This is a genomic window from Gibbsiella dentisursi, from assembly GCF_039539505.1.
GTDB classification, from domain to species: domain Bacteria; phylum Pseudomonadota; class Gammaproteobacteria; order Enterobacterales; family Enterobacteriaceae; genus Gibbsiella; species Gibbsiella quercinecans.
This window is the reverse complement of sequence record NZ_BAABDG010000002.1, coordinates 1,055,811-1,075,070: the sequence shown is the minus strand read 5'-3', so window position 1 is coordinate 1,075,070 and position 19,260 is coordinate 1,055,811. Positions and strand designations below refer to the sequence as shown.

Annotated in this window: 17 protein-coding genes, 2 tRNA genes and 3 pseudogenes; 15 read left to right on the top strand and 7 right to left on the bottom strand. The window is 53.5% G+C overall.

The genetic code is table 11. From position 1 onward, the window contains the following. The first annotated feature begins 337 nt into the window (after nt 1-337). From ABFX35_RS05295 to ABFX35_RS05285, 3 genes are all read left to right on the top strand, one after another. Complete coding sequence (locus ABFX35_RS05295; RefSeq protein WP_346079652.1) at nt 338-1,786, top strand: alkaline phosphatase; 1,449 nt, start codon at nt 338-340, stop codon at nt 1,784-1,786. A gap of 77 nt (nt 1,787-1,863) precedes the next feature. Then, on the top strand, nt 1,864-2,355 hold the full coding sequence (locus tag ABFX35_RS05290) for a hypothetical protein (protein WP_346079651.1): 492 nt from the start codon (nt 1,864-1,866) through the stop codon (nt 2,353-2,355). Nucleotides 2,356-2,782: 427 nt separating this feature from the next. Continuing rightward, nucleotides 2,783-2,965, top strand: a complete 183-nt coding sequence (locus ABFX35_RS05285; RefSeq protein ID WP_279025245.1) for a hypothetical protein — start codon at nt 2,783-2,785, stop codon at nt 2,963-2,965. On the opposite strand, the gene ABFX35_RS05280 is transcribed toward ABFX35_RS05285, so the two are convergent. Continuing rightward, nucleotides 2,962-3,858, bottom strand: a complete 897-nt coding sequence (locus ABFX35_RS05280; protein WP_346079649.1) for a LysR substrate-binding domain-containing protein — start codon at nt 3,856-3,858, stop codon at nt 2,962-2,964. The two genes, ABFX35_RS05285 and ABFX35_RS05280, sit on opposite strands and share 4 nt — an antisense overlap. A 96-nt stretch (nt 3,859-3,954) precedes the next feature. Here ABFX35_RS05280 and ABFX35_RS05275 point away from each other — a divergent pair, with 96 nt between their 5' ends. Then, the gene (locus ABFX35_RS05275) at nt 3,955-5,367 is read left to right on the top strand and encodes a pyridoxal phosphate-dependent decarboxylase family protein (RefSeq protein ID WP_346079648.1); all 1,413 of its coding nucleotides are present in this window, start codon (nt 3,955-3,957) and stop codon (nt 5,365-5,367) included. A gap of 475 nt (nt 5,368-5,842) precedes the next feature. Beyond that, the gene (gene rcsA / locus ABFX35_RS05270; RefSeq protein WP_279025249.1) at nt 5,843-6,472 is read left to right on the top strand and encodes a transcriptional regulator RcsA; all 630 of its coding nucleotides are present in this window, start codon (nt 5,843-5,845) and stop codon (nt 6,470-6,472) included. Between the two features lie 206 nt (nt 6,473-6,678). Here rcsA and dsrB read toward each other — a convergent pair whose 3' ends face one another. Then, nucleotides 6,679-6,879, bottom strand: a complete 201-nt coding sequence (gene dsrB / locus ABFX35_RS05265) for a protein DsrB (protein ID WP_279025250.1) — start codon at nt 6,877-6,879, stop codon at nt 6,679-6,681. A gap of 325 nt (nt 6,880-7,204) precedes the next feature. After that, entirely contained in the window at nt 7,205-7,417 is a 213-nt protein-coding gene (gene cspE, locus ABFX35_RS05260) for a transcription antiterminator/RNA stability regulator CspE (RefSeq protein WP_095844931.1), read from the bottom strand. 384 nt (nt 7,418-7,801) lie between these two features. On the opposite strand from cspE, the gene ABFX35_RS05255 reads away from it, so the two are divergent. Next, entirely contained in the window at nt 7,802-8,011 is a 210-nt protein-coding gene (locus tag ABFX35_RS05255) for a hypothetical protein (RefSeq protein WP_279025252.1), read from the top strand. Between the two features lie 153 nt (nt 8,012-8,164). Beyond that, on the top strand, nt 8,165-9,175 hold the full coding sequence (locus tag ABFX35_RS05250) for an NAD(P)H-quinone oxidoreductase (protein WP_346079645.1): 1,011 nt from the start codon (nt 8,165-8,167) through the stop codon (nt 9,173-9,175). A 36-nt stretch (nt 9,176-9,211) separates the two neighbouring features. Here ABFX35_RS05250 and ABFX35_RS05245 read toward each other — a convergent pair whose 3' ends face one another. Next, nucleotides 9,212-9,619, bottom strand: coding sequence for a YidB family protein (locus ABFX35_RS05245; RefSeq protein ID WP_279025256.1), 408 nt, complete (start codon nt 9,617-9,619; stop codon nt 9,212-9,214). A gap of 515 nt (nt 9,620-10,134) precedes the next feature. Between ABFX35_RS05245 and ABFX35_RS05240 the strand changes: the two genes are divergently transcribed. The 4 genes from ABFX35_RS05240 (at nt 10,135) to yjiA (ending at nt 14,747) form a co-directional block, all read left to right on the top strand. Beyond that, on the top strand, nt 10,135-11,055 hold the full coding sequence (locus tag ABFX35_RS05240) for a Kdo(2)-lipid IV(A) acyltransferase (protein WP_346079642.1): 921 nt from the start codon (nt 10,135-10,137) through the stop codon (nt 11,053-11,055). A 282-nt stretch (nt 11,056-11,337) separates the two neighbouring features. Next, on the top strand, nt 11,338-13,488 hold the full coding sequence (locus tag ABFX35_RS05235) for a carbon starvation CstA family protein (protein WP_346079640.1): 2,151 nt from the start codon (nt 11,338-11,340) through the stop codon (nt 13,486-13,488). 65 nt (nt 13,489-13,553) lie between these two features. Continuing rightward, nucleotides 13,554-13,757: a YbdD/YjiX family protein gene (locus ABFX35_RS05230; RefSeq protein ID WP_004953088.1), complete on the top strand. Its 204-nt coding sequence runs from the start codon at nt 13,554-13,556 to the stop codon at nt 13,755-13,757. Between the two features lie 18 nt (nt 13,758-13,775). Beyond that, on the top strand, nt 13,776-14,747 hold the full coding sequence (yjiA, locus tag ABFX35_RS05225; protein ID WP_346079614.1) for a GTPase: 972 nt from the start codon (nt 13,776-13,778) through the stop codon (nt 14,745-14,747). Nucleotides 14,748-14,959: 212 nt separating this feature from the next. On the opposite strand, the gene ABFX35_RS05220 is transcribed toward yjiA, so the two are convergent. From ABFX35_RS05220 to ABFX35_RS05210, 3 genes and pseudogenes are all read right to left on the bottom strand, one after another. Next, complete coding sequence (locus tag ABFX35_RS05220; RefSeq protein WP_346079613.1) at nt 14,960-15,289, bottom strand: YciI family protein; 330 nt, start codon at nt 15,287-15,289, stop codon at nt 14,960-14,962. A 150-nt stretch (nt 15,290-15,439) separates the two neighbouring features. Continuing rightward, nucleotides 15,440-15,676 (bottom strand): annotated as a pseudogene (locus tag ABFX35_RS24150) (DUF4260 family protein); the annotation flags it as partial. Between the two features lie 1,619 nt (nt 15,677-17,295). Beyond that, nucleotides 17,296-17,385 (bottom strand) — tRNA-Ser (locus ABFX35_RS05210). Between the two features lie 92 nt (nt 17,386-17,477). Between ABFX35_RS05210 and mtfA the strand changes: the two genes are divergently transcribed. The 4 genes and pseudogenes from mtfA to ABFX35_RS05190 form a co-directional block, all read left to right on the top strand. Further along, nucleotides 17,478-18,251: a DgsA anti-repressor MtfA gene (gene mtfA, locus ABFX35_RS05205; protein ID WP_346079611.1), complete on the top strand. Its 774-nt coding sequence runs from the start codon at nt 17,478-17,480 to the stop codon at nt 18,249-18,251. 117 nt (nt 18,252-18,368) lie between these two features. Then, a tRNA-Asn gene (locus tag ABFX35_RS05200) sits at nt 18,369-18,444 on the top strand. Between the two features lie 161 nt (nt 18,445-18,605). Continuing rightward, nucleotides 18,606-19,068: pseudogene (locus tag ABFX35_RS05195) on the top strand (tyrosine-type recombinase/integrase); the annotation flags it as partial. Next, nucleotides 19,067-19,210: pseudogene (locus tag ABFX35_RS05190) on the top strand (P-type conjugative transfer protein VirB9); the annotation flags it as partial. The pseudogenes ABFX35_RS05195 and ABFX35_RS05190, both read left to right, overlap by 2 nt. Nucleotides 19,211-19,260: the final 50 nt, after the last annotated feature.

Below are 19,260 nucleotides of genomic sequence, written 5' to 3'. Positions count from 1 at the left end.
GGTGCAAACCAGCAGGATGAGCAATACACCTTAAGATAGGGCTATACCCTGCAAGAGAAATGTGACCGCGGCATGAAAGCCAGATGTCGGCTTGATGAATAAATCATCACATTGGCGATAGCAAAAGTGCGGATTTATGGCTGCAAGCCGCAGCCAGCAAGGGATAACGCCGGTTTTAGTATGGGGTCTGGCGGGCAAAATAACGGCGGGCAAAGCGCACAGATCCGCACGCTGTCATTTTTCTGTTTTATTTTCATCAAAAAAATGTCATCAACAGCGGATAACGTAACGCTGGTTTATCAAAATGTAAAAATTCACTACAAGGGTTTTCGATTCCATGCGTATATACTCAACCGCCCTGCTGACGTTTGCGCTCAGCTTCCCTCTGGTAACCCAGGCCGCTGAGCAAAACACGGCTCCGGTTAAGGCTAAAAACGTTATCCTACTGATCACTGACGGCGCCGGCATCAATACCTGGCATGCCGCCAGCTATTACCGCCACGGCGCATTAGGCCACGAAGCCTATGATGACTTCGACGTGAAGTTGTTTGCCTCCACCTATCCGCTGAATACCTCTAACGTTCCGACTCGTACGCAAAACGGCGCCGTCACCTTCGATGCCGATAAGATCTGGACCAAAGACAAATCTGATAGCGTGTTCAAAGGCAGCCTCGGCAACTACCCCGGCTTCTTCTCTGGCTACGATTATCTGCGTGCTGATTTCACCGACAGCGCGGCGGCCGCCACCGCGCTGGCATCTGGCCACAAGACCTATAACAACGCCATCAACTGGTCCAACGATGATAAGAAGCTCAAGCACATCGGCGAATACGCGGTAGAAAACGGCAAAGCGTTGGGCGTCATCACTTCGGTGCAATGGAGCCACGCCACGCCGGCCGGCTTCCTGGCGCATAACGTCAGCCGCAACGAATATGCCGCTATCGGCAAAGAGATCATTGATTCCGGCCTGGCCACGGTGGTCATGGGCTCCGGGCACCCGTTCTATGACGAAAACGGTAAAGCCACTACGCCGAAAAATGACAAGGCCTATCGCTACGTTGGCGGTAAGGAAGAGTGGGATCGTCTGGTGGCGGGGAAAACCGCTTATAAGCATATCGAAACCAAGGCTGATTTCGTTGCGCTGGCCAACGACAAGTTGAATATGGGCAACAAAACCAAGCTGATCGGCACCGTGCAGAACCACGCCACGCTGCAGTTCAACCGCGATGGCGTCGCCGCCGGCAACCTGCTGCCTAACCAGCCGGATCTGGCAACCATGACTAAAGGGGCGTTGAACCTGGTGGCTAAAAACCCAGCCGGGTTTATGCTGATGGTGGAAGGCGGCGCGGTAGACTGGGCGGCCCATGCCAACAACCTGCCCCGCCTGATCGAAGAACAAATCGACTTTAACCGCGCGGTTGAAACGGTAACGGAATGGGTTGAAGAGAACAGCTCCTGGGATGAAACCCTGGTGATCGTGACCACCGACCACGGCAACGGCCTGCTGCTGGGGCCAGACTCCAACAGTGATGCGTTCTCCGACATTGTTAATCAGGGCGCCGGCGCACTGCCGCTGGTACGCTGGCACACCGACACCCACACCCGTGAACTGGTGCCGGTATTCGCCAAAGGCCCTGGCGCGGACTTCCTGACCAGCGTCGCCAAAGCAAACGCCGGGCTGGCCGCTTACCACGTGCCGGAAGAAAACCAACAGTACGTCGATAATACCGATATCTTCCGCACGGTAGCCAATGCCTTCGGCATTAACACCGCGCAACAGCAGTAAGCCTGAAGCAACGCCGCACGCAGCCTGACGCGTGCGGCGTTGTGTTTTCTCGCTTTATCACGAGATGTAAGACATTGATGACTATTTCAGCATTAACCTCAATCCGCACCCGCTGGCCGCATGCGCTTATGCTCTGCGGCCTGCTTTTGCTGCAAGCCCTGCCCGCCGTACATGCCGCAGAACGCCCCACAGTGCCCACGGCCAGCACCAATGCCGAAGCGCAGGTGATGCGCGCCATCCGCAAAAACGGCGAATTGACGGTCGATTTGCGTTTTGAAACCACCGCCGATACCTTCGGCGGCGAGATCATCTACGGCAACCTGAAGCCTGAAGATTGGAAAAACCAGTTCTACGTTGAAGCCAACGGCCAACGCTGGCCACTCAGTAGCGAAGGCCAGCAAAAGGCCCCGGCGGAACTGCGCCTGAACTTCAGTTACGATCGCAAAAAGAACCCGCGCGTGGGTACCTGGCAAGGCAAGTTTGTCGCCCCGCCCGCCACGGTGACCGAGGTAACGCTGAAGCTGCCGGGATTAGCGCCAATCCCGGCAATCCCAATTACCGATCGCTAAACCACGCCAACCCACGCCAAATGGCTGCATTTGGCGTGCAAAAAACAGCCTAAGGTTTATACCCAAAATAATTCGAGTTGCAGGCAGGCGGCTTTGCTGCGACAAATTCGTCAGGAACGAATTTGACTGGCCTCTGGCCAGCCTCCGGTGAGAGACAAGGATGTCTCTCATCAATCCCCAAGAGCTTACTGGAGTAATTGACTGGGGTGAGCGACAAATCTGCCGGGAGCTGATTTGAACGCTGTTGGCAGCGGCCCCATCGGGGCGAGGCCCAGGGATGGGCCGAGTAATAAAGCCAACACACCTGCAACTTGAAGTATGAAGGGTACAGCTATCGATTCTATACGCCAAAGCGACTATTCATTATTTTCTATTTCCCTACACTAGCCTCGTTCGCAGTGACTTTTCATTCTTCGGGGGCTAATACATGTACAACTTTTCACGCTATCAGGCAAAAGAGCTGGCGCTGGCTTATATGAGCGGTAAAAAGCACGATCTCTCACCGCAGGAGTTCCTGCAACAGTTAAAAATCACCGAAAAATCATTCGACCATCTGTTGAAAACCGGGGTTGAACTGCCTGCGCACGAAGTGATGGTAAAGAGCTTCTAACCGCCGCCTGCTCTGCCTGCTGAAGCCAGTTCACGCTGCAGCCAGAGCAATAAGGCACGCACCGCTGTGGATTGTTCAGCGCTTTTCGGCCACACCAGATAATAATCGTTATCTTCCAGCCGGCGTGGCGCCGCCAGCGCCTGCAACGCCCCAGTGGCCAACGCATCCGCAACGAGCAGCGTTTTCACCAACGCAATACCAAACCCCTGCTGCGCGGCTCGCACCAGCAGGCTGGCATCGTTAAACAGCGCCAATTGTTGGCCGCACTCAGCTTTACCCTCTGCCTGCCACCAGCAGCGCCAGGGCACTACATCATGCGCCAACAGCGGTAAAGCCCGGTCGCCCTGTGTGAATTCCACCTGCCACTGTTGCGCCACCGCAGGCGCCGCAACCGGCACCACATCGCCGGGGGCAATCCATTCAGCATGCAGCCCCGGCCACTGGCCGCCACCGATGCGGATCGCCGCATCAAAGCCACCCCGCGCCAGATCCTGTACGCGAAGAGAAGCATCGATATCCAGCGCAATCTCTGGGCAAGCCTGCCGCAAAGCCGGCAAGCGCGGCAGCAGCCAATAATGGGCAAATGAAGGCAGCACGCTGATACGCAGCATCTGGCTTGCCGCCACGCGGCGCACGCGGCCAATCCCTTGTTGCAGGGCGGTTAGGGTGTGTTCCGCCACCGCCAGCAGTTCACGCCCGGCGGCATTTAGCTTTATCCCGCGGCCCTGCCGTTCAAACAAAGGGTGGCCTATCGCCCGCTCCAGCTGTTGGATTTGTTGGCTGACGGCACCGTGGGTCAAATGTATCTGTTGTGCCGCTGCACGCAGGTTTTCCAGCCGCGCCGCCACAACAAACGCCGGCAGCAGATGCAAAGGGAAACGTTCAAACGCCATTGGTTAGCCTTGTTAACCAGAAAGGTTATTTATTATCGATTTTAGCGCCGCAGTAAAGGCATTATGGTGGAGCATCCTTGATTATCGGAGCGCCTTATGCACCCACGTTTACAGCAGGATTTAGTCCAACTACCACAAATTCTTGAATATACCTGCACGTTGGCGCAAGAATTCCTGGCCAATATCGCCACCCGCCCGGTATGCCCAGCGCCTGAACGGCAACAGCTACAGGCTGAGGAGAGTTCGCTGGCTGAAAACGGCGAAGGCGCGTTAGCAGCACTGGCACACTTCTGGCAACGCTATGCAGCAGGGTTGTCCGGCAGCGCCGGCCCACGTTACTTCGGCTTTGTGACCGGCGGCAGCACCCCGGCGGCACTGGCAGCAGACTGGTTGGTTAGCGCAACCGACCAGAATAGCCAGCTAAGCCATGACACGATTGCCGCAGCCGTTGAACTGGCGACCATTGAACAGCTAAAGGCGTTATTGGGGCTGCCGGCGGCGTTCACCGGCAGTTTTGTCAGCGGCGCGACCATGGCCAACTTTACCGGCCTCGCTATCGGCCGCCAGTGGTTGGGCCTACAGCGTGGCATCGACGTTGCCCGGCAAGGTCTGTGGGCGCTCGGCCCCCTACAGGTTTTCTCTGCCAACCCGCACTCCAGCAGCGTTAAAGCGCTCAGCATGCTGGGGATTGGCCGCGAAGCGCTGACGATCGTTGCTACCCTGCCCAACAGCGAAGCTATCGATCCGCTGGCACTGGAGCGCCATCTGGCCGCGGGCAACGGGCTGCCCACGTTGGTATTGGCCAGCGGCGGCACGGTAAATACCGCCGCCTTTGACAACCTGCCTGCCCTGCTTGCACTGCGGGAACGCTACCCGTTCTGGCTGCATGTTGACGCCGCGTTCGGCGGTATCGCCGCCGGCTCCGAACGCTATGCTCACCTGTTGGCGGGTTGGCAGCAGGCTGACTCGATCACCGTCGATGCCCATAAATGGCTTAACGTGCCTTATGACAGCGCCATTCAGTTAACCCGCCACCTGGCAGTGCAGATGCAGGTGTTCAACAACCACGCCAGCTATCTGGAGGCGGCCGAGCTGCGCCCGGATAACTACCTGCACCTGACGCCAGAGAACTCTCGCCGTTTCCGTGCCCTGCCGCTGTGGATGGCGTTTAAAGCCTATGGGCGTAGCGGAATACGGGACATCATTGAACGCAACGTCGGCCTGGCACAGCAGTTAGGTAAAGCGCTGGCGGCCAGCCCCGGCTTTCGCCTGCTGGCCCCGGTTAGCCTGAATATCATCTGCTTCGCCCTTGAGGGAGTACAAGGCGATGCCGTGGCCGCTCGTGACCGTTTTCTCGCCCGCCTTGACCGCCATGGGGCGGTACGTTGTACCCCCACCGCTTACCACGGCCAGCCCGGTATCCGCGCCGCGCTGGTTAATTGGATGACAGGGGAACACGATATCCAGATCGCGCTTGACGCAATACGCACCTGCCGCCAGGAAGCCTGATAACCAACCGCGGAGTTCCGCGGTTCAATTTAACGTAACCGGAAGGTGGTAAATGGCAGCCGGCCAGCAATAAGTTAACCAAAAAAACAACATTTAATTCACACCACCGGTGTCATACCATAGAGAAACTGGGTAGTTCAGAAAAGGAAATCATGAATTTTTTTTAAGAATTTTCCCATAAGTAAAAATAAAGCACACCGGACTACAAGCCGAGGGACTGACATAGACCAGTAACATAAATGGCTATCACGCGGCAGCCGGGCGTTGCCGCAGAAAAACGCCGCCCTCAAAATCATCAGCATTACTTAAGATAAACTTACAAGTTCAGCATTCAACTACAATTATCAATAAAATATCGTTGAGTACGCATGCATTTGTTGATAGAACACTCTTATAACATACCTTTTGTTTTATTTTTTTATCGCCATTTTGTCATATAGCCGCAGTAAAATGGATTTAAATGGGGGGGAATAATATGCCAACAATCATTATGGATTCTTGCAGTTATACCCGACGGGGCTTAACAGACTATCTGGCCGCGCACGGGGTAAAAAAAAAGCACATCAATGCCATTGTTGATATTGATGAACTGCATGAGAAATGCAATAGCCACAAACCCACGCTGGTATTTATTAACGAAGACTGTTTTATACATGAGGCCAACGCGACCGAAAGAATAAAACACATTATCTCCCTTCACCCCGACACGTTGTTTTTTATTTTTATGGCGATAACCAACGTACATTTTAATGATTATCTGTACGTGCGTAATAATGTCATTATCTCATCAAAATCGATCAAGCCAGAAACCATGAACCTGCTGCTCAGGCACTACCTGGAAGGCAAACCTTCACGCAGCGAAAAAGTACCGCTTGATCAAACGCCTGTCACGCTAAGCCAAACTGAATCAAATATGTTGCGGATGTGGATGTCCGGGCAAGATACCATTCAGATATCTGATCAGATGCAAATTAAAGCCAAAACGGTTTCATCGCACAAAGGCAATATAAAAAGAAAAATTAAAACGCATAACAAACAGATTATCTATCATGTGGTGCGTTTAACCGATACATTGACGAGTGGTATATTTGTTAACAGCCGCTAGCCAGGCCAAAAGGCGTCTACAGTACGCATTTTCTCAGCCAGCCAATTGATGAGTGTGGCCTGCACTCCGCGATCAAAGGACAGCAAGGCGCAGCAGGCATTTGCATTTTTAATATACCCAAACCCTACACAACCTATAATTAGCGCACTATTAACTATGCATGCGTGAAAATGGCCGGCACGAACCGGCACAGGCGGGTAAAATCGTTATTTATCAGCAGAGGAAACCGGCTCAACAAAGGTGCCGTCGTGGCTGTCAATCTCGTTGAAAAACCATACGCCCTCTGGGTAGTTCTCCAAGGCAACCAGATACATTATCCCTTCGCTGAACTCTTCAACCGCCAGCACCACACCTTCACGCCGCGGCCCACCGTCTGTCTTTACCGAAACCCGATCGTTAACCTTCATGATTTACCTCATTATCAACAGGCCTGCCAGTGTATTACAGAATAGCGGGGAAAATATACCGTTGCCGCCGAGAGGAAGCCTGTAGCGGGCGAGCGCCTGGTTTCAGCACGTTAACCTTTTCACTTCCTTAACGTTTTAATCACGGAATCCTGATCGCACAACGAGTAAGCTCTTTCCCCAAGGTGCTTCCCCCCAGAGAAGTGCCTGTTAATAAAGAAGAAGTAACAAGGAAATTTCGCCCGCCGGCTTGCGGGCTTTTTTTTTGCCCAAAAAACAGGCATAAAAAAACCCGCCTTAGCGGGTTCTTGTTAATCAGCAGAGCTGATTAGATAGCGGTAACGTTAGCCGCTGAAGGACCTTTAGCGCCGTTCTCGATGGAGAACTGTACGTTTTGGCCTTCTGCCAGCGTTTTAAAGCCTTGATCCTGGATTGCAGAGAAGTGTACGAACACGTCTTTGCTGCCGTCTGCAGGGGTGATGAAACCAAAACCTTTAGACTCGTTGAACCACTTCACTTGACCTTTGATCAGGTTAGACATAATAATTTCCTTCGATATAAAATTTAAGCCACCATGGGCATGTTATAGCCGGTCATCAGTTACTTATGGAGGCACTAGAAAGAAATTCGTCAGATGAAGTGCTATCGAGGATAACGCTTTAAATTTGAACCACTTTAATCAAGATGTCGTGCATAAATAGGTCTGTACCACAGGCCAAGGACATTAACGCACGCTCACCAATGAATAGCAACTCTTTTTGTTGCCGAGAGCGAAAAAGACCGGCCAACTGTACAGAGTTTGTCTCTTCTGATGCGCAATGCAGCACCCGCTCCGCCTGTCATCCCCCTGTCACATAACTGACACACAGCCGCCTTATAATCACGTGCAGTTATTCCTAGCGGTGCAACTCCAAGGATTTTGTATATGACGACGATTAAAGCGGCAAGCCACCAGGAAGCAGAAAGCCTGATCCGCGCTGGCGTAGCCAAAAAAATCGAACTGGCCTACGACATCGGCAGCGATGATTTCTTTCAACTTGCCAGCCAATGGTGTGATAAAGGCGCCAAAATCACCAAAGGCAAAAAATATTTCATCGTTTCTCTAAAAGGCTTGCGCATTCCCCCTAACGACTGATCCCCCCACCACCCTATCCGCCTATCGGGCAATAAAAACCGCTCTTCCTGATCATTCCCTCATCGGGGATTTCTGTAAGCTGGCAACACCATTGACCGCCGGCAATGTCAGCCGGCGCGTGAACAGCCTAAACCATCACGATGAGGAAACGGTATGCCGAATGATGCGTCATTGCCCGTCACCATGAAAGCCATCGAAATCCGCCAGCCAGGTGAACCGGACGTATTGGTAATGACGGAACGCCCGCTGCCCACGCTGGCACAGGGGGAAATTCTTGTGCGGGTTGCGGCGGCGGGCGTTAATCGCCCTGATGTACTGCAGCGCCGCGGCCAGTATGCGCCACCGCCAGGCGCTTCCGACATTCCGGGGCTGGAGATCGCCGGCGTTGTGGTCGCCATCGGCCCCGGCGCCACCCGCTATGCCATTGGCGAACAGGTTTGCGCGCTGATTGCCGGGGGCGGCTACGCCGAATACTGCAAAGTGCATGAAAGCAATGCCCTGCCGGTGCCGCAGGGCTTTAGCCTGCTTGAAGCCGCCGCCATCCCGGAAACCTTTTTTACCGTTTGGGTTAATGTGTTCCAACGCGGCCACCTGAAAGCAGGGGAAACCGTGTTGATTCACGGCGGCACTTCCGGCATCGGCACGGTGGCGACCATGCTGGCAAAGGCCTTTTGCGCAAGGGTGATCACCACCGTCGGCTCGGAAGAAAAACGCCAGGCCAGCCTGGCCCTGGGGGCGGATGTGGCCATCAACTACCGTACGGCGGATTTTGTTGAGCAAACCCGACTGGCCACCGATGGCAAAGGCGCGAACGTGATCGTCGATTTAATCGCCGGGGACTACGTCGCCAAAAACTACCAGGCGGCGGCGATGGACGGGCGCATCGTGCAAATCGGCACGCAAAACGGCATCGCCAAAGAACTGAACCTGATGCCGATGTTGGTTAAACGCCTGACGCACAGCGGCTCTACCCTGCGGCCACGCAGTGTGGAAGACAAAGCGCAGATTGCCGCCGACCTGCAGCAAAAAGTGTGGCCGATGATGGAACGCGGCGCGCTGAAACCACAGATATTCCAAACCTTCCCGCTGGAACAGGCCGCAGCCGCCCACGCGCTGATGGAAAGTAGCGCGCACATCGGCAAGATCATGCTGGTGCTTGAGTAACCCGAACTCCCGTAGCCTGGCTACGGGAGCAACCGGTTAGCGGAACAGTTTGTCGACCATGTTGGCCAAATCATCATGCTTCACTTCGCCATCCACCGAGGCTTTATCTGTCAACAGCGGCAGCCATTGCGCCAGCGTGTCAGATGCCTGGGCCGGTTCAACCCCCAGCTGGTTCGCCAACTGCGCAATGGCATCGTTGCCCAACGCCTGCTGCACCAGGTTACCGGTGATCGCCTGGTTTTCCCCGTTGCCCAACCAGGAACCGACGATTTCGCCCAGTTGCCCCTGCTGGAGCTTATTCAATATCGCCTGCAGGCCCCCTTGCTGCTGAACCCATTGCATAATGGCGGCAATATCGATGCCCCCTTCGCTGCCCTGGTTTTTCAAAACGTCATTCAGAACATTACCTAATACGCCACCCAAGGCGCCATCTAACAGACCCATAATAATTCTCTTTCCGATCGCCAGCCGCAGCCGTGCGATATTCCCTCACCTCAACCAGCGCCGTAGTAAAAGCACGCCGCTGGCATCCTGATACACCCTTGCTGTTATACCGAAAACAACAGCCAATGGCATTAATCGCAGCTATGTTAGCGATTGTTTATCCTTCTGGCGATAGACTTGCTATGAGCAGCCTTCCGTACACAGGTGTTTATCCCGCCTTACTTTAAACGGTAGTAAGAAGGCCTTACGGTGACTCAACCTATTTAGGCTATATCGCGTTTTATTGACACAATAACAACGTGGAATATATATACAAAATAATGGTTGCGGGTAAATATTATTTATGGCTGGCTGCGGAGTGTGTTTTTTAGCCATATTTTCCCTAAATACACCGCCCCCGAATATAAAGCGATGGCATTATTGGAAAAAAAGCACGGTGAAAGTATGCTTACACTAGGCTAAATAAACTATTCAGGTTGAGGGCTAGCGCCAAAATACCAGGAAGATAAAAGGCAATGTTATTAACCCCCAAGTTTGATCGCGCTTTTCTACATCCCCGTTACTGGCTGCTATGGTTGGGCCTTGGCGTACTTTATCTTTTAGTCTTGCTTCCCTACCCGGTCATTTACCGGCTGGGCCATTGGCTGGGGCGAATTGCCATGCGCTTTATGCCACACCGGCTAGAAATAGCCCGGCGTAATCTGGCGCTCTGCTTCCCGGATATGCCGGTGCAAGAGCGCGAGGCGCTGATCGTCAAGAACTTCGAATCCGTGGGCATGGGGCTGTTTGAGGTTGGCATGGCCTGGTTCTGGCCCGACTGGCGGATTGCCCGCTGGTTCCAGGTCAGCGGGATGGAGAATATGCACCAGGCCCGCCAGAACGGCAACGGCGTTTTATTGATCGGGCTGCATTTCCTGACGCTGGAACTGGGCGCACGTATTTTTGGCATGCAAAACCCCGGCATCGGCGTGCACCGCCCGCACAATAATAAGCTGATGGAGTGGGTGCAAACCTGGGGGCGGTTGCGTTCGAACAAATACATGATTGACCGCAAGGATGTGAAGCGCATGATTCGCTGCCTGAAACGGGGCGAGATCCTCTGGTATGCGCCGGATCACGACTACGGCCCCCAGAGCAGCGTATTTGCCCCCTTCTTTGCCGTCGAAAAAGCCGCCACAACCACCGGCACCTATATCCTGGCGCGCATGGCTCGCCCTGCCATCGTGCCCTTTGTGCCGCGCCGTTTGCCGCACGCCAAAGGCTATGAGCTGATTGTGCAGCCACCGTTGCAACAGTTCCCGCTGAATGATGAAACCCAGGCCGCCGCGTATATGAACCGCGTGGTGGAAGAACAGGTGTTGCTGGCCGCTGACCAATATATGTGGCTGCACCGCCGCTTCAAAACGCGGCCGGAAGGCGAGCCTTCGTTGTACTAGGCTGTGCCCGCAATAGCGCGTGGTGCCGCGGTTTATAGCGGCACCCGGCATCGTCACCCCCTCACTCACTTTCTTGCAAACACGCCGGGCAAAAACAGCCACGCCACTCACGGCGAAAAACCAACCGCTTAGCGCCCCATGTAACCACTCACTGATAATCCGCTGCCTTGCCGTATCCGTGGTTGCGATGATGGCGTACCTCTTCTCCCTGCTGCGAACCCCACCGGCCCCCTGGCTGGATGTTGCAGCAAAATTTACAGCTCAAATAATTAAAGGTGTCTCATGAAAAGAGATGGAATTTTAAAACATGTCCCGTGGATGATATTAGGGGTCATCGGTGCGGCCTGCCTGGGCGTGGTGGCCCTACGGCGCGGCGAGCACATCAGTGCGCTATGGATTATCGTCGCCTCCATCGCGGTGTATCTGGTGGCGTACCGCTATTACAGCTTGTATATCGCCACCAAGGTGATGAAGCTGGATGCCAACCGCGCAACGCCGGCCGTGGTCAATAATGACGGCCTGAACTACGTGCCGACCAACCGCAATGTGCTGTTCGGCCACCACTTCGCCGCGATCGCCGGCGCCGGCCCGCTGGTCGGCCCGGTGCTGGCCGCGCAGGTGGGCTACCTGCCCGGCACGCTGTGGCTGCTCGGCGGTGTGGTGTTAGCCGGGGCAGTGCAGGACTTTATCGTTCTGTTTATTTCTTCACGCCGTAACGGCGCTTCGCTCGGCGAGATCATCAAGGAAGAAATGGGGCCGATCCCCGGCACCATTGCCCTGTTTGGCTGCTTCCTAATCATGATTATTATCCTGGCGGTGCTGGCGCTGATCGTGGTTAAAGCCTTGGCGGAAAGCCCGTGGGGGGTATTCACCGTTTGCTCAACGGTGCCGATCGCCCTGTTTATGGGCATCTATATGCGCTATATCCGGCCCGGGCGCGTGGGGGAAGTGTCGGTGATCGGCATTCTGCTGCTGGTCGCTTCAATTTGGTTCGGCGGCGTCATTGCGCACGATCCTTACTGGGGCCCGGCGCTGACGTTCAAAGACACTACTATTACCTTCACACTGATCGGTTACGCGTTTATCTCTGCACTGCTGCCGGTATGGCTGATCCTGGCGCCACGCGATTATCTGGCGACCTTCCTGAAAATCGGCGTTATCGTCGGGCTGGCGATCGGCATTCTGATCCTTAACCCAGAACTGAAAATGCCGGCGGTCACCCAGTTTGTCGACGGCACCGGCCCGGTATGGAAAGGCACGCTGTTCCCCTTCCTGTTTATCACCATCGCCTGCGGCGCGGTTTCCGGTTTCCATGCGCTGATCGCTTCCGGCACCACCCCGAAACTGCTGGCCAACGAAACCGACGCGCGCTTTATCGGCTACGGCGCCATGTTGATGGAATCCTTCGTCGCCGTGATGGCGCTGGTGGCTGCCTCCATCATTGAGCCAGGGCTGTATTTCGCGATGAACACCCCGCCGGCCGCGCTCGGCATCACCATGCCCGATCTGCATAAGCTGGGCACCGAAGACGCGCCAATGATCATGGCTTCGCTGAAGGATGTTACCACCCATGCAGCGGCAACCATCAGCAGTTGGGGCTTTGTCATCAGCCCGGAACAAATCCTGCAAACCGCCAAAGATATCGGCGAACCCTCGGTGCTGAACCGAGCCGGCGGCGCGCCAACGCTGGCGGTGGGCATCGCGCATGTGTTCCACCAAATCATTCCAGCGGCGGATATGGGCTTCTGGTACCACTTCGGTATCCTGTTTGAGGCCTTGTTCATCCTGACGGCGCTGGACGCCGGTACCCGTTCCGGCCGCTTTATGCTGCAAGATCTGTTAGGAAACTTTGTGCCATTCCTGAAAAAAACCGACTCGCTGGTTGCCGGCGTTGTCGGCACCGCCGGCTGCGTTGGGCTGTGGGGTTACCTGCTGTACCAGGGTGTGGTCGATCCGCTCGGCGGGGTGAAAAGCCTGTGGCCGCTGTTCGGCATCTCCAACCAGATGCTGGCCGCCGTCGCGCTGGTATTGGGCACCGTGGTGCTGATCAAGATGAAACGCACCAAGTACATTTGGGTGACGGTAGCACCGGCCATTTGGCTGCTGATCTGCACCACCTGGGCGCTGGGGCTGAAGCTGTTTAGCGACAACCCGCAGTTGGAAGGCTTCTTCTATTTGGCTAACGAATACAAGCGCAAAATCGCCGAAGGCGGCGATCTGAGTGCCCAGCAGATTGCCAACATGCAGCATATCGTGGTTAACAACTACACCAATGCTGGCTTGAGCATTCTGTTCCTCGTGGTGGTTTACAGCATCATCTTCTACGGCATCCAGACTGCGCTGAAGGCGCGCAAAGCCCCAGAGCGCACCGACAAAGAAACGCCATATGTGCCGGTTCCTGAGGGCGGCGTCAAAGTTTCGTCCTCGCACTAATGGTGATTTAACCGATACCCTGCATAATGAAGGTAAGTTATGCAGGGTATATTGGGAGAAGGCAGATGTTTGGAAACCTTGGCCAGGCCGGGAAGTATCTAGGGCAGGCGGCGCGAATGCTGGTTGGCGTGCCTGACTACGATACCTATGTGCAACACATGAAAGATAACCACCCGGACAAACCGGTGATGACCTACAAAGAATTCTTCCGTGAACGCCAGCAAGCGCGTTACGGCGGCGACGGCAAAGGCGGCATGCGTTGCTGCTAGGCCGAATAAGGATAAACCATGGAACCCATTGCAGTTACCCTACTGACCGGCTTTCTCGGCGCCGGGAAAACCACCCTGCTACGCTATATTCTGAACGAAGAACACGGCTACAAAATTGCGGTTATTGAAAACGAATTCGGCGAGGTGCCGATCGACGATGCGCTGCTCGGCGATCGCGCCAGCCGTATCACCACCCTAAGCAACGGCTGCATTTGCTGTAGCCGCGCCAATGAACTGGCCGATGCGCTGCTGGATCTGCTCGATGGTATTGATAACGGCCAGCTGGCGTTTGACCGGTTGATCATTGAATGCACCGGCATGGCCGATCCCGGGCCGATCGCCCAAACGTTTTTCGCACATGAGGTGATCTGCGAACGTTTCCTGCTCGACGGGATTATCACCCTGGTAGATGCCGTTCACGGCCAACAGCAACTCGATCAATTCAGCATCGCGCAGGCGCAGGTGGGCTATGCCGATCGCATTTTGTTAACCAAAACGGACGTTGCACCGCCACCTGAAAGCGAAGCGCTGCGCCAGCGCCTGCAACGGATGAATGCGCGCGCACCGGTTTACAACGTGACCCACGGCCAGATTGATCTGGCGGTGTTATTCAACGTGGAAGGCTTTATTCTGAACGATCGCCTTAACATCGCCACGCCAGCCTTCCGCCTGATCCCACAACCGCAAAATAACATCCAGTCGATTGTGGTGTATCTCGATCGCCCGGCGGCACTGGGGCAAATTTCCGATCTGATGGAAAACCTGCTGTTGCAATATGCCGATAGCCTGCTGCGTTACAAAGGCATTCTCTGGATTGAAAACGAGCCGCGCCGCCTGCTGTTCCAGGGCGTTCAGCGCCTGTATAACGCCGACTGGGATCGCGAATGGGAGCCGGATGAAGAGAAAAAAAGCACCCTGGTGTTTATCGGTATCAACCTGCCGGAAAACGAGATCCGCGAGGGCTTTGCCGGGCTGAACGTGCTTCAGTAAGCGGCAACAGCATGGTGTTGCTGGCATGGGATATTTGTTCAGGCCCGTAGCGGGATAATTTGGAATAATTTGCCGATTTCGCGTTTTTATCCCACGAGCAGCAGGCCTTCATCGGCACCTGACATACAGCATTCGGGCATAGCGTTCAGCGTGAGCGCCAATGCCTGGATGCTGCATAGTTCATCACTCATGCCATCCCCCGTGAATACGCTTCAGTCCAATAAATCTTGCAGTTCGCTGACTGTCGCTCCGCTGGATAATTCAGCCAGATGACCAAACAAAGGATCCCACTCCTGAATATCCAGTTCCGTAATGAGATTTTCCCGAGAAAACGGATCGGTATTAATCATCGCTTTTACTTCTTCAACGGTGTCCGCCTTGAAAATGAGAAATCCTGCACGCAACGGGGTATTTTTCAGGGGGCCGGAGGCAATGAGCTTTCCTTTCTGAATAAGATCCTTCAGATAGAGCACGTGTTCCCGAACAAACGTATTCCACTCTGTTCCGGCTGGGTGATCCATTCTGACAATGTAAATACTCATTATTTTTCCCTCAATGTATGCATGGTGTCTGGTGAGTGTAGTGAATAACCAGGAGGGTTAAAATGGCCGGATAAGAGGTACTGAAACAATCAGGTGTTGTTAATGCCAAATAAAGCTTGGCCGCATTAGCGCGCCAATCAGGCCCGGTTGTCAGGTGCCAGATCGCGCACGGCCGATGGGGCCCAGATGTGTAACGCCAAAGCCTGTGGAATATTTAAGGCCATAGCCTAGCGCACGGTCAAAGCCGATGTGGGCCACCCATATAATACCGGCAGTTACCGCCATGGGCATCGACAAAAGAATACCCGCTGCTAATATCGCCAAGGCATCGATGAAAGAATGCGCGAAATTGTACAACAACGCACCAATCCTTGAACCTGCTAAGTAACCACATAACGAAAAACCAACTCATTGTAACCAGAAAAACCACGTCTTCGATGTGGTTTACACGAACCGTCATATAGAATTCTATTCATTGAGCCGGGTAAAAGTTCAGTATCCAACACGCCTGGGCTTGTCTGCATTCTCATATCCTTCCTCTGCCGGGCATTCCCCAATCGGCGTGCGGTAGAAACGAAAAAGGCCACACCGAAGTGCAGCCTTGTGATTGATGCGAGTTGTCGCCAGAGGATCACCTACCGCAACATACCGCAACATACCGCCTGCGAGTAGATTTTCTATTGGCTATTCTTCTTTGGTATTCTTGGCACCGGATAGTGATCAGACCAATCTGGTCTTTCTCCAGACATAATAGCCCGCCGTTGTACAGGGCCTACGCCCTGATTCATATCAGGCATAGTCTTCGGCTTTTTTTCTATCCCGATAGTTTGATTATCAGCACATCCTGTCAACGCCAGAACGGCGAAAGTAAATAAAGCATACCCTTGCATAGTGCGTATCCCCCCCTCCTTCCGTTGTGTCGGGAACTGCCCCCCATTTTTTACTTACTATCACAGCAATACTAATACTGCTAATGGAGAGCAGGTGAATCATTACCGTGACATGGATAACACTTCCATGCCTTTATGCGACAAATACCATACCTATCACTAAGTTGTGTGGCTAAATAACCACTGCTGGCAGATTAAATCTATTTTTTGAATCCCACAACAAATTTATCGCTTAATTATCACAGCTAATGAAATGATATATCGAGAACACTCCTGAATACTTCCGTTAAATCCAGCATCAAAATATCCGTCTGGCTTACTTTCATTGGCGACAGCGAAATAACCACATCATTATACCGGGTATTATTACCCACGTGAAATAACAACGACATAAGCTGTACACTGGGATCGGTGTATACACAAAATCATTCAAGATGCATCAAGGCGGCAAGTGAGGGAATCCCAGGAAGTATAAATAACGCTGTAACGGGGTTTCTAAACACAGCCAACAAAAGGTAACCTTAAGGATGACGTGTATATTCTCTTTCGACATCCTGCCGTAAGGCTTCTGGATATCAATTAGCGCCCTCATTTTTCAGTTGCAAAGGAAAATGCAACTATTGCTTAGCAATGTGGTTTTCACAACTATTCCTAAGAGCACCGATATTCAATAAAATAATTTATTATGCTTTTTCTTGAGGCTATAAACGTTTTCTTTCTGGACATATCTATCCATTTCGAACTCTACGTCCAGCATATACTCTAAATAATTGAGTTGCAGGACAAAACGCAAAAGCGTATTTGAACAGCGCTAGCGCTGGCCCTATAAGGTTGAGGCCGTATGGCCGAATCACGTGGCGACGCAGCGAGTCCGTCCCCAAGCGCTTACTCAGGTATGTGAATGGGGTAAGCAAAGGTAAGCAGAAATTCAGCGGGCATAAGACAGAGGCTCCAGTGCTCGCCTATGATCGAAAAATCATGATAGCACCGACACCAGATCGCAGCAGAAAATGAATATTTATGCAAACGGGTGGGTATTTTTTCTGCGCGGATTTTCTCACTTTTTCTCATTGCGATACTTATCACAGAAAAGTTAGCGCGTAAGTGATTGAATAATGGCGGAGAGAGAGGGATTTGAACCCTCGGAAGGGTTACCCCTTCAACGGTTTTCGAGACCGTCCCGTTCAGCCGCTCCGGCATCTCTCCAATAAGTGCTTGCTATCATGCACCATTTTACGGCACTTTTGTAGAGAAAGCCCCCAGCCGGATGTTCAAGTGACGACTTTACGAGCAACACGATGATTAAATGGCCGTGGAAAGCAAACCAACCGCAAGCGGAAACGCTTGCCTCTTGGCAGGATGCCCTGGCAATCCCCCTGCTGTCTCTGTTGAGTGAACAAGAACAGCGGCGGTTAATTGCCGTTGCCAGCCAGTTAATGCAAAACAAACGTATTGTGCCGTTACAAGGCCTGGCGCTGACATCGCAAATGCAGGCGCGCATCGCCCTGCTGTTCGCCTTGCCGGTGATGGAACTCGGGGCTGAATGTCTGGATGGCTTCAACGAAATCCTGCTTTACCCTTCGCCTTTTGTTGTTGAGGACGAATGGCAAGACGACATCGGCCTGGTGCACACAGGGCCGGTGGTTCAATCGGGCCAGAGCTGGGAGCAAGGGCCGATCGTACTCAACTGGCAAGATGTGCAAGACTCATTTGATCTCTCTGGTTTTAATCTGGTGATCCACGAAGCCGCCCACAAGCTGGATATGCGCAACGGCGGCATTGCCACCGGCATTCCCCCCATCCCGATGCGCGATGTCGCGGCCTGGGAGCACGATCTGCACGCCGCGATGGACAATCTGCAAGAAGAGATTGATATGGTGGGTGAAGAGGCAACCAGTATGGATGCCTATGCCGCTTCCGATCCCGCCGAATGCTTTGCCGTGCTGTCGGAGTATTTTTTCAGTGCGCCAGAGTTGCTGGCCAACCGCTTCCCTGCCCTGTACCAGCATTTCAGCCGTTTCTACAAGCAGGATCCGCTGGCGCGTATACAGTGCAGCCTGGGCGATAATTAATCCTGGCGCTGCTCACCACCCGCGCATTGTTCAGATGCTGAGCAGTCGCGCTGAATTTGCCAATTTTGCGTTGACACTCTTCGGGGGGCTGGATATGATGCGCCCCGTTCACACAATTCCTCTGTAGTTCAGTCGGTAGAACGGCGGACTGTTAATCCGTATGTCACTGGTTCGAGTCCAGTCAGAGGAGCCAAATTCTTGTTGTCATGCCGCTTTGCGAATCCCTATATGATTCAGATTCAATAAGTTAGCGTGAAAAGTCTTCCCGGTGCATTTTCAGTTTTCCCTCCGCATCGGGAGAATTTGGTGGTCAGATTTGGGGTCAAGTTGGTTCGATGACGGAGTGACCCCCAAATGTCTCTTAACGACTCAAAAATCCGCAACTTAAAACCATCCGCTAAACCTTTCAAAGTTTCCGATTCTCACGGTCTGTACCTACTGGTTAATCCAGGCGGTTCACGTCTCTGGTATCTCAAATATCGTATCAATAAAAAAGAATCCCGCCTCGGCTTAGGTGCCTATCCTGATGTCTCTCTGGCTGATGCTCGTCAACAGCGCGACGGCATCCGCAAACTGCTGGCGCAGAATATCAACCCTGTGCAGCAACGAGCCGCTGAAAAAGCGGCTCGTTCACCAGCAAAGAGTTTCAAGACCGTGGCGCTGAGCTAGCATAAAAGCAACAGAACCTGGTCGGAGAACCATGCCGCCCGCCTGCCGCCTGCTTGCCAGTATGAACAATCACATCTTCCCGGCGATCGGTAATCTGCCGATAACAGAACTGAAAACCCGACGCTTCATTGCCCTTCTGAAAGGTATTAATGGTGGTGCGTTCTCTGTCGCCGCGCCTGGTGCTGCGCTACGGCAATGCGGCGGTCGGGATTGAAAACACGGCATTCGGCAACGCGACCGTGGCTAACGGCGATACCGTCTCCCCCGCAGTCACGCTGGAGGCCAAATGACCGATAAATCTACCCTGGAAGACGCGCAAAAAACCACGGCGGAGCTCGAA

Coding starts and splice junctions, on each gene's coding strand:
- ABFX35_RS05235 (WP_346079640.1), top strand. CDS start 11,338: ATGAAAAGAGATGGAATTTTAAAACATGTCCCGTGGATGATATTAGGG.
- ABFX35_RS05255 (WP_279025252.1), top strand. CDS start 7,802: ATGACGACGATTAAAGCGGCAAGCCACCAGGAAGCAGAAAGCCTGATC.
- ABFX35_RS05220 (WP_346079613.1), bottom strand. CDS start 15,289: ATGAGTATTTACATTGTCAGAATGGATCACCCAGCCGGAACAGAGTGG.
- ABFX35_RS05245 (WP_279025256.1), bottom strand. CDS start 9,619: ATGGGTCTGTTAGATGGCGCCTTGGGTGGCGTATTAGGTAATGTTCTG.
- ABFX35_RS05230 (WP_004953088.1), top strand. CDS start 13,554: ATGTTTGGAAACCTTGGCCAGGCCGGGAAGTATCTAGGGCAGGCGGCG.
- ABFX35_RS05240 (WP_346079642.1), top strand. CDS start 10,135: ATGTTATTAACCCCCAAGTTTGATCGCGCTTTTCTACATCCCCGTTAC.
- yjiA (WP_346079614.1), top strand. CDS start 13,776: ATGGAACCCATTGCAGTTACCCTACTGACCGGCTTTCTCGGCGCCGGG.
- ABFX35_RS05275 (WP_346079648.1), top strand. CDS start 3,955: ATGCACCCACGTTTACAGCAGGATTTAGTCCAACTACCACAAATTCTT.
- ABFX35_RS05250 (WP_346079645.1), top strand. CDS start 8,165: ATGCCGAATGATGCGTCATTGCCCGTCACCATGAAAGCCATCGAAATC.
- cspE (WP_095844931.1), bottom strand. CDS start 7,417: ATGTCTAACCTGATCAAAGGTCAAGTGAAGTGGTTCAACGAGTCTAAA.
- rcsA (WP_279025249.1), top strand. CDS start 5,843: ATGCCAACAATCATTATGGATTCTTGCAGTTATACCCGACGGGGCTTA.
- mtfA (WP_346079611.1), top strand. CDS start 17,478: ATGATTAAATGGCCGTGGAAAGCAAACCAACCGCAAGCGGAAACGCTT.
- ABFX35_RS05295 (WP_346079652.1), top strand. CDS start 338: ATGCGTATATACTCAACCGCCCTGCTGACGTTTGCGCTCAGCTTCCCT.
- dsrB (WP_279025250.1), bottom strand. CDS start 6,879: ATGAAGGTTAACGATCGGGTTTCGGTAAAGACAGACGGTGGGCCGCGG.
- ABFX35_RS05280 (WP_346079649.1), bottom strand. CDS start 3,858: ATGGCGTTTGAACGTTTCCCTTTGCATCTGCTGCCGGCGTTTGTTGTG.
- ABFX35_RS05290 (WP_346079651.1), top strand. CDS start 1,864: ATGACTATTTCAGCATTAACCTCAATCCGCACCCGCTGGCCGCATGCG.
- ABFX35_RS05285 (WP_279025245.1), top strand. CDS start 2,783: ATGTACAACTTTTCACGCTATCAGGCAAAAGAGCTGGCGCTGGCTTAT.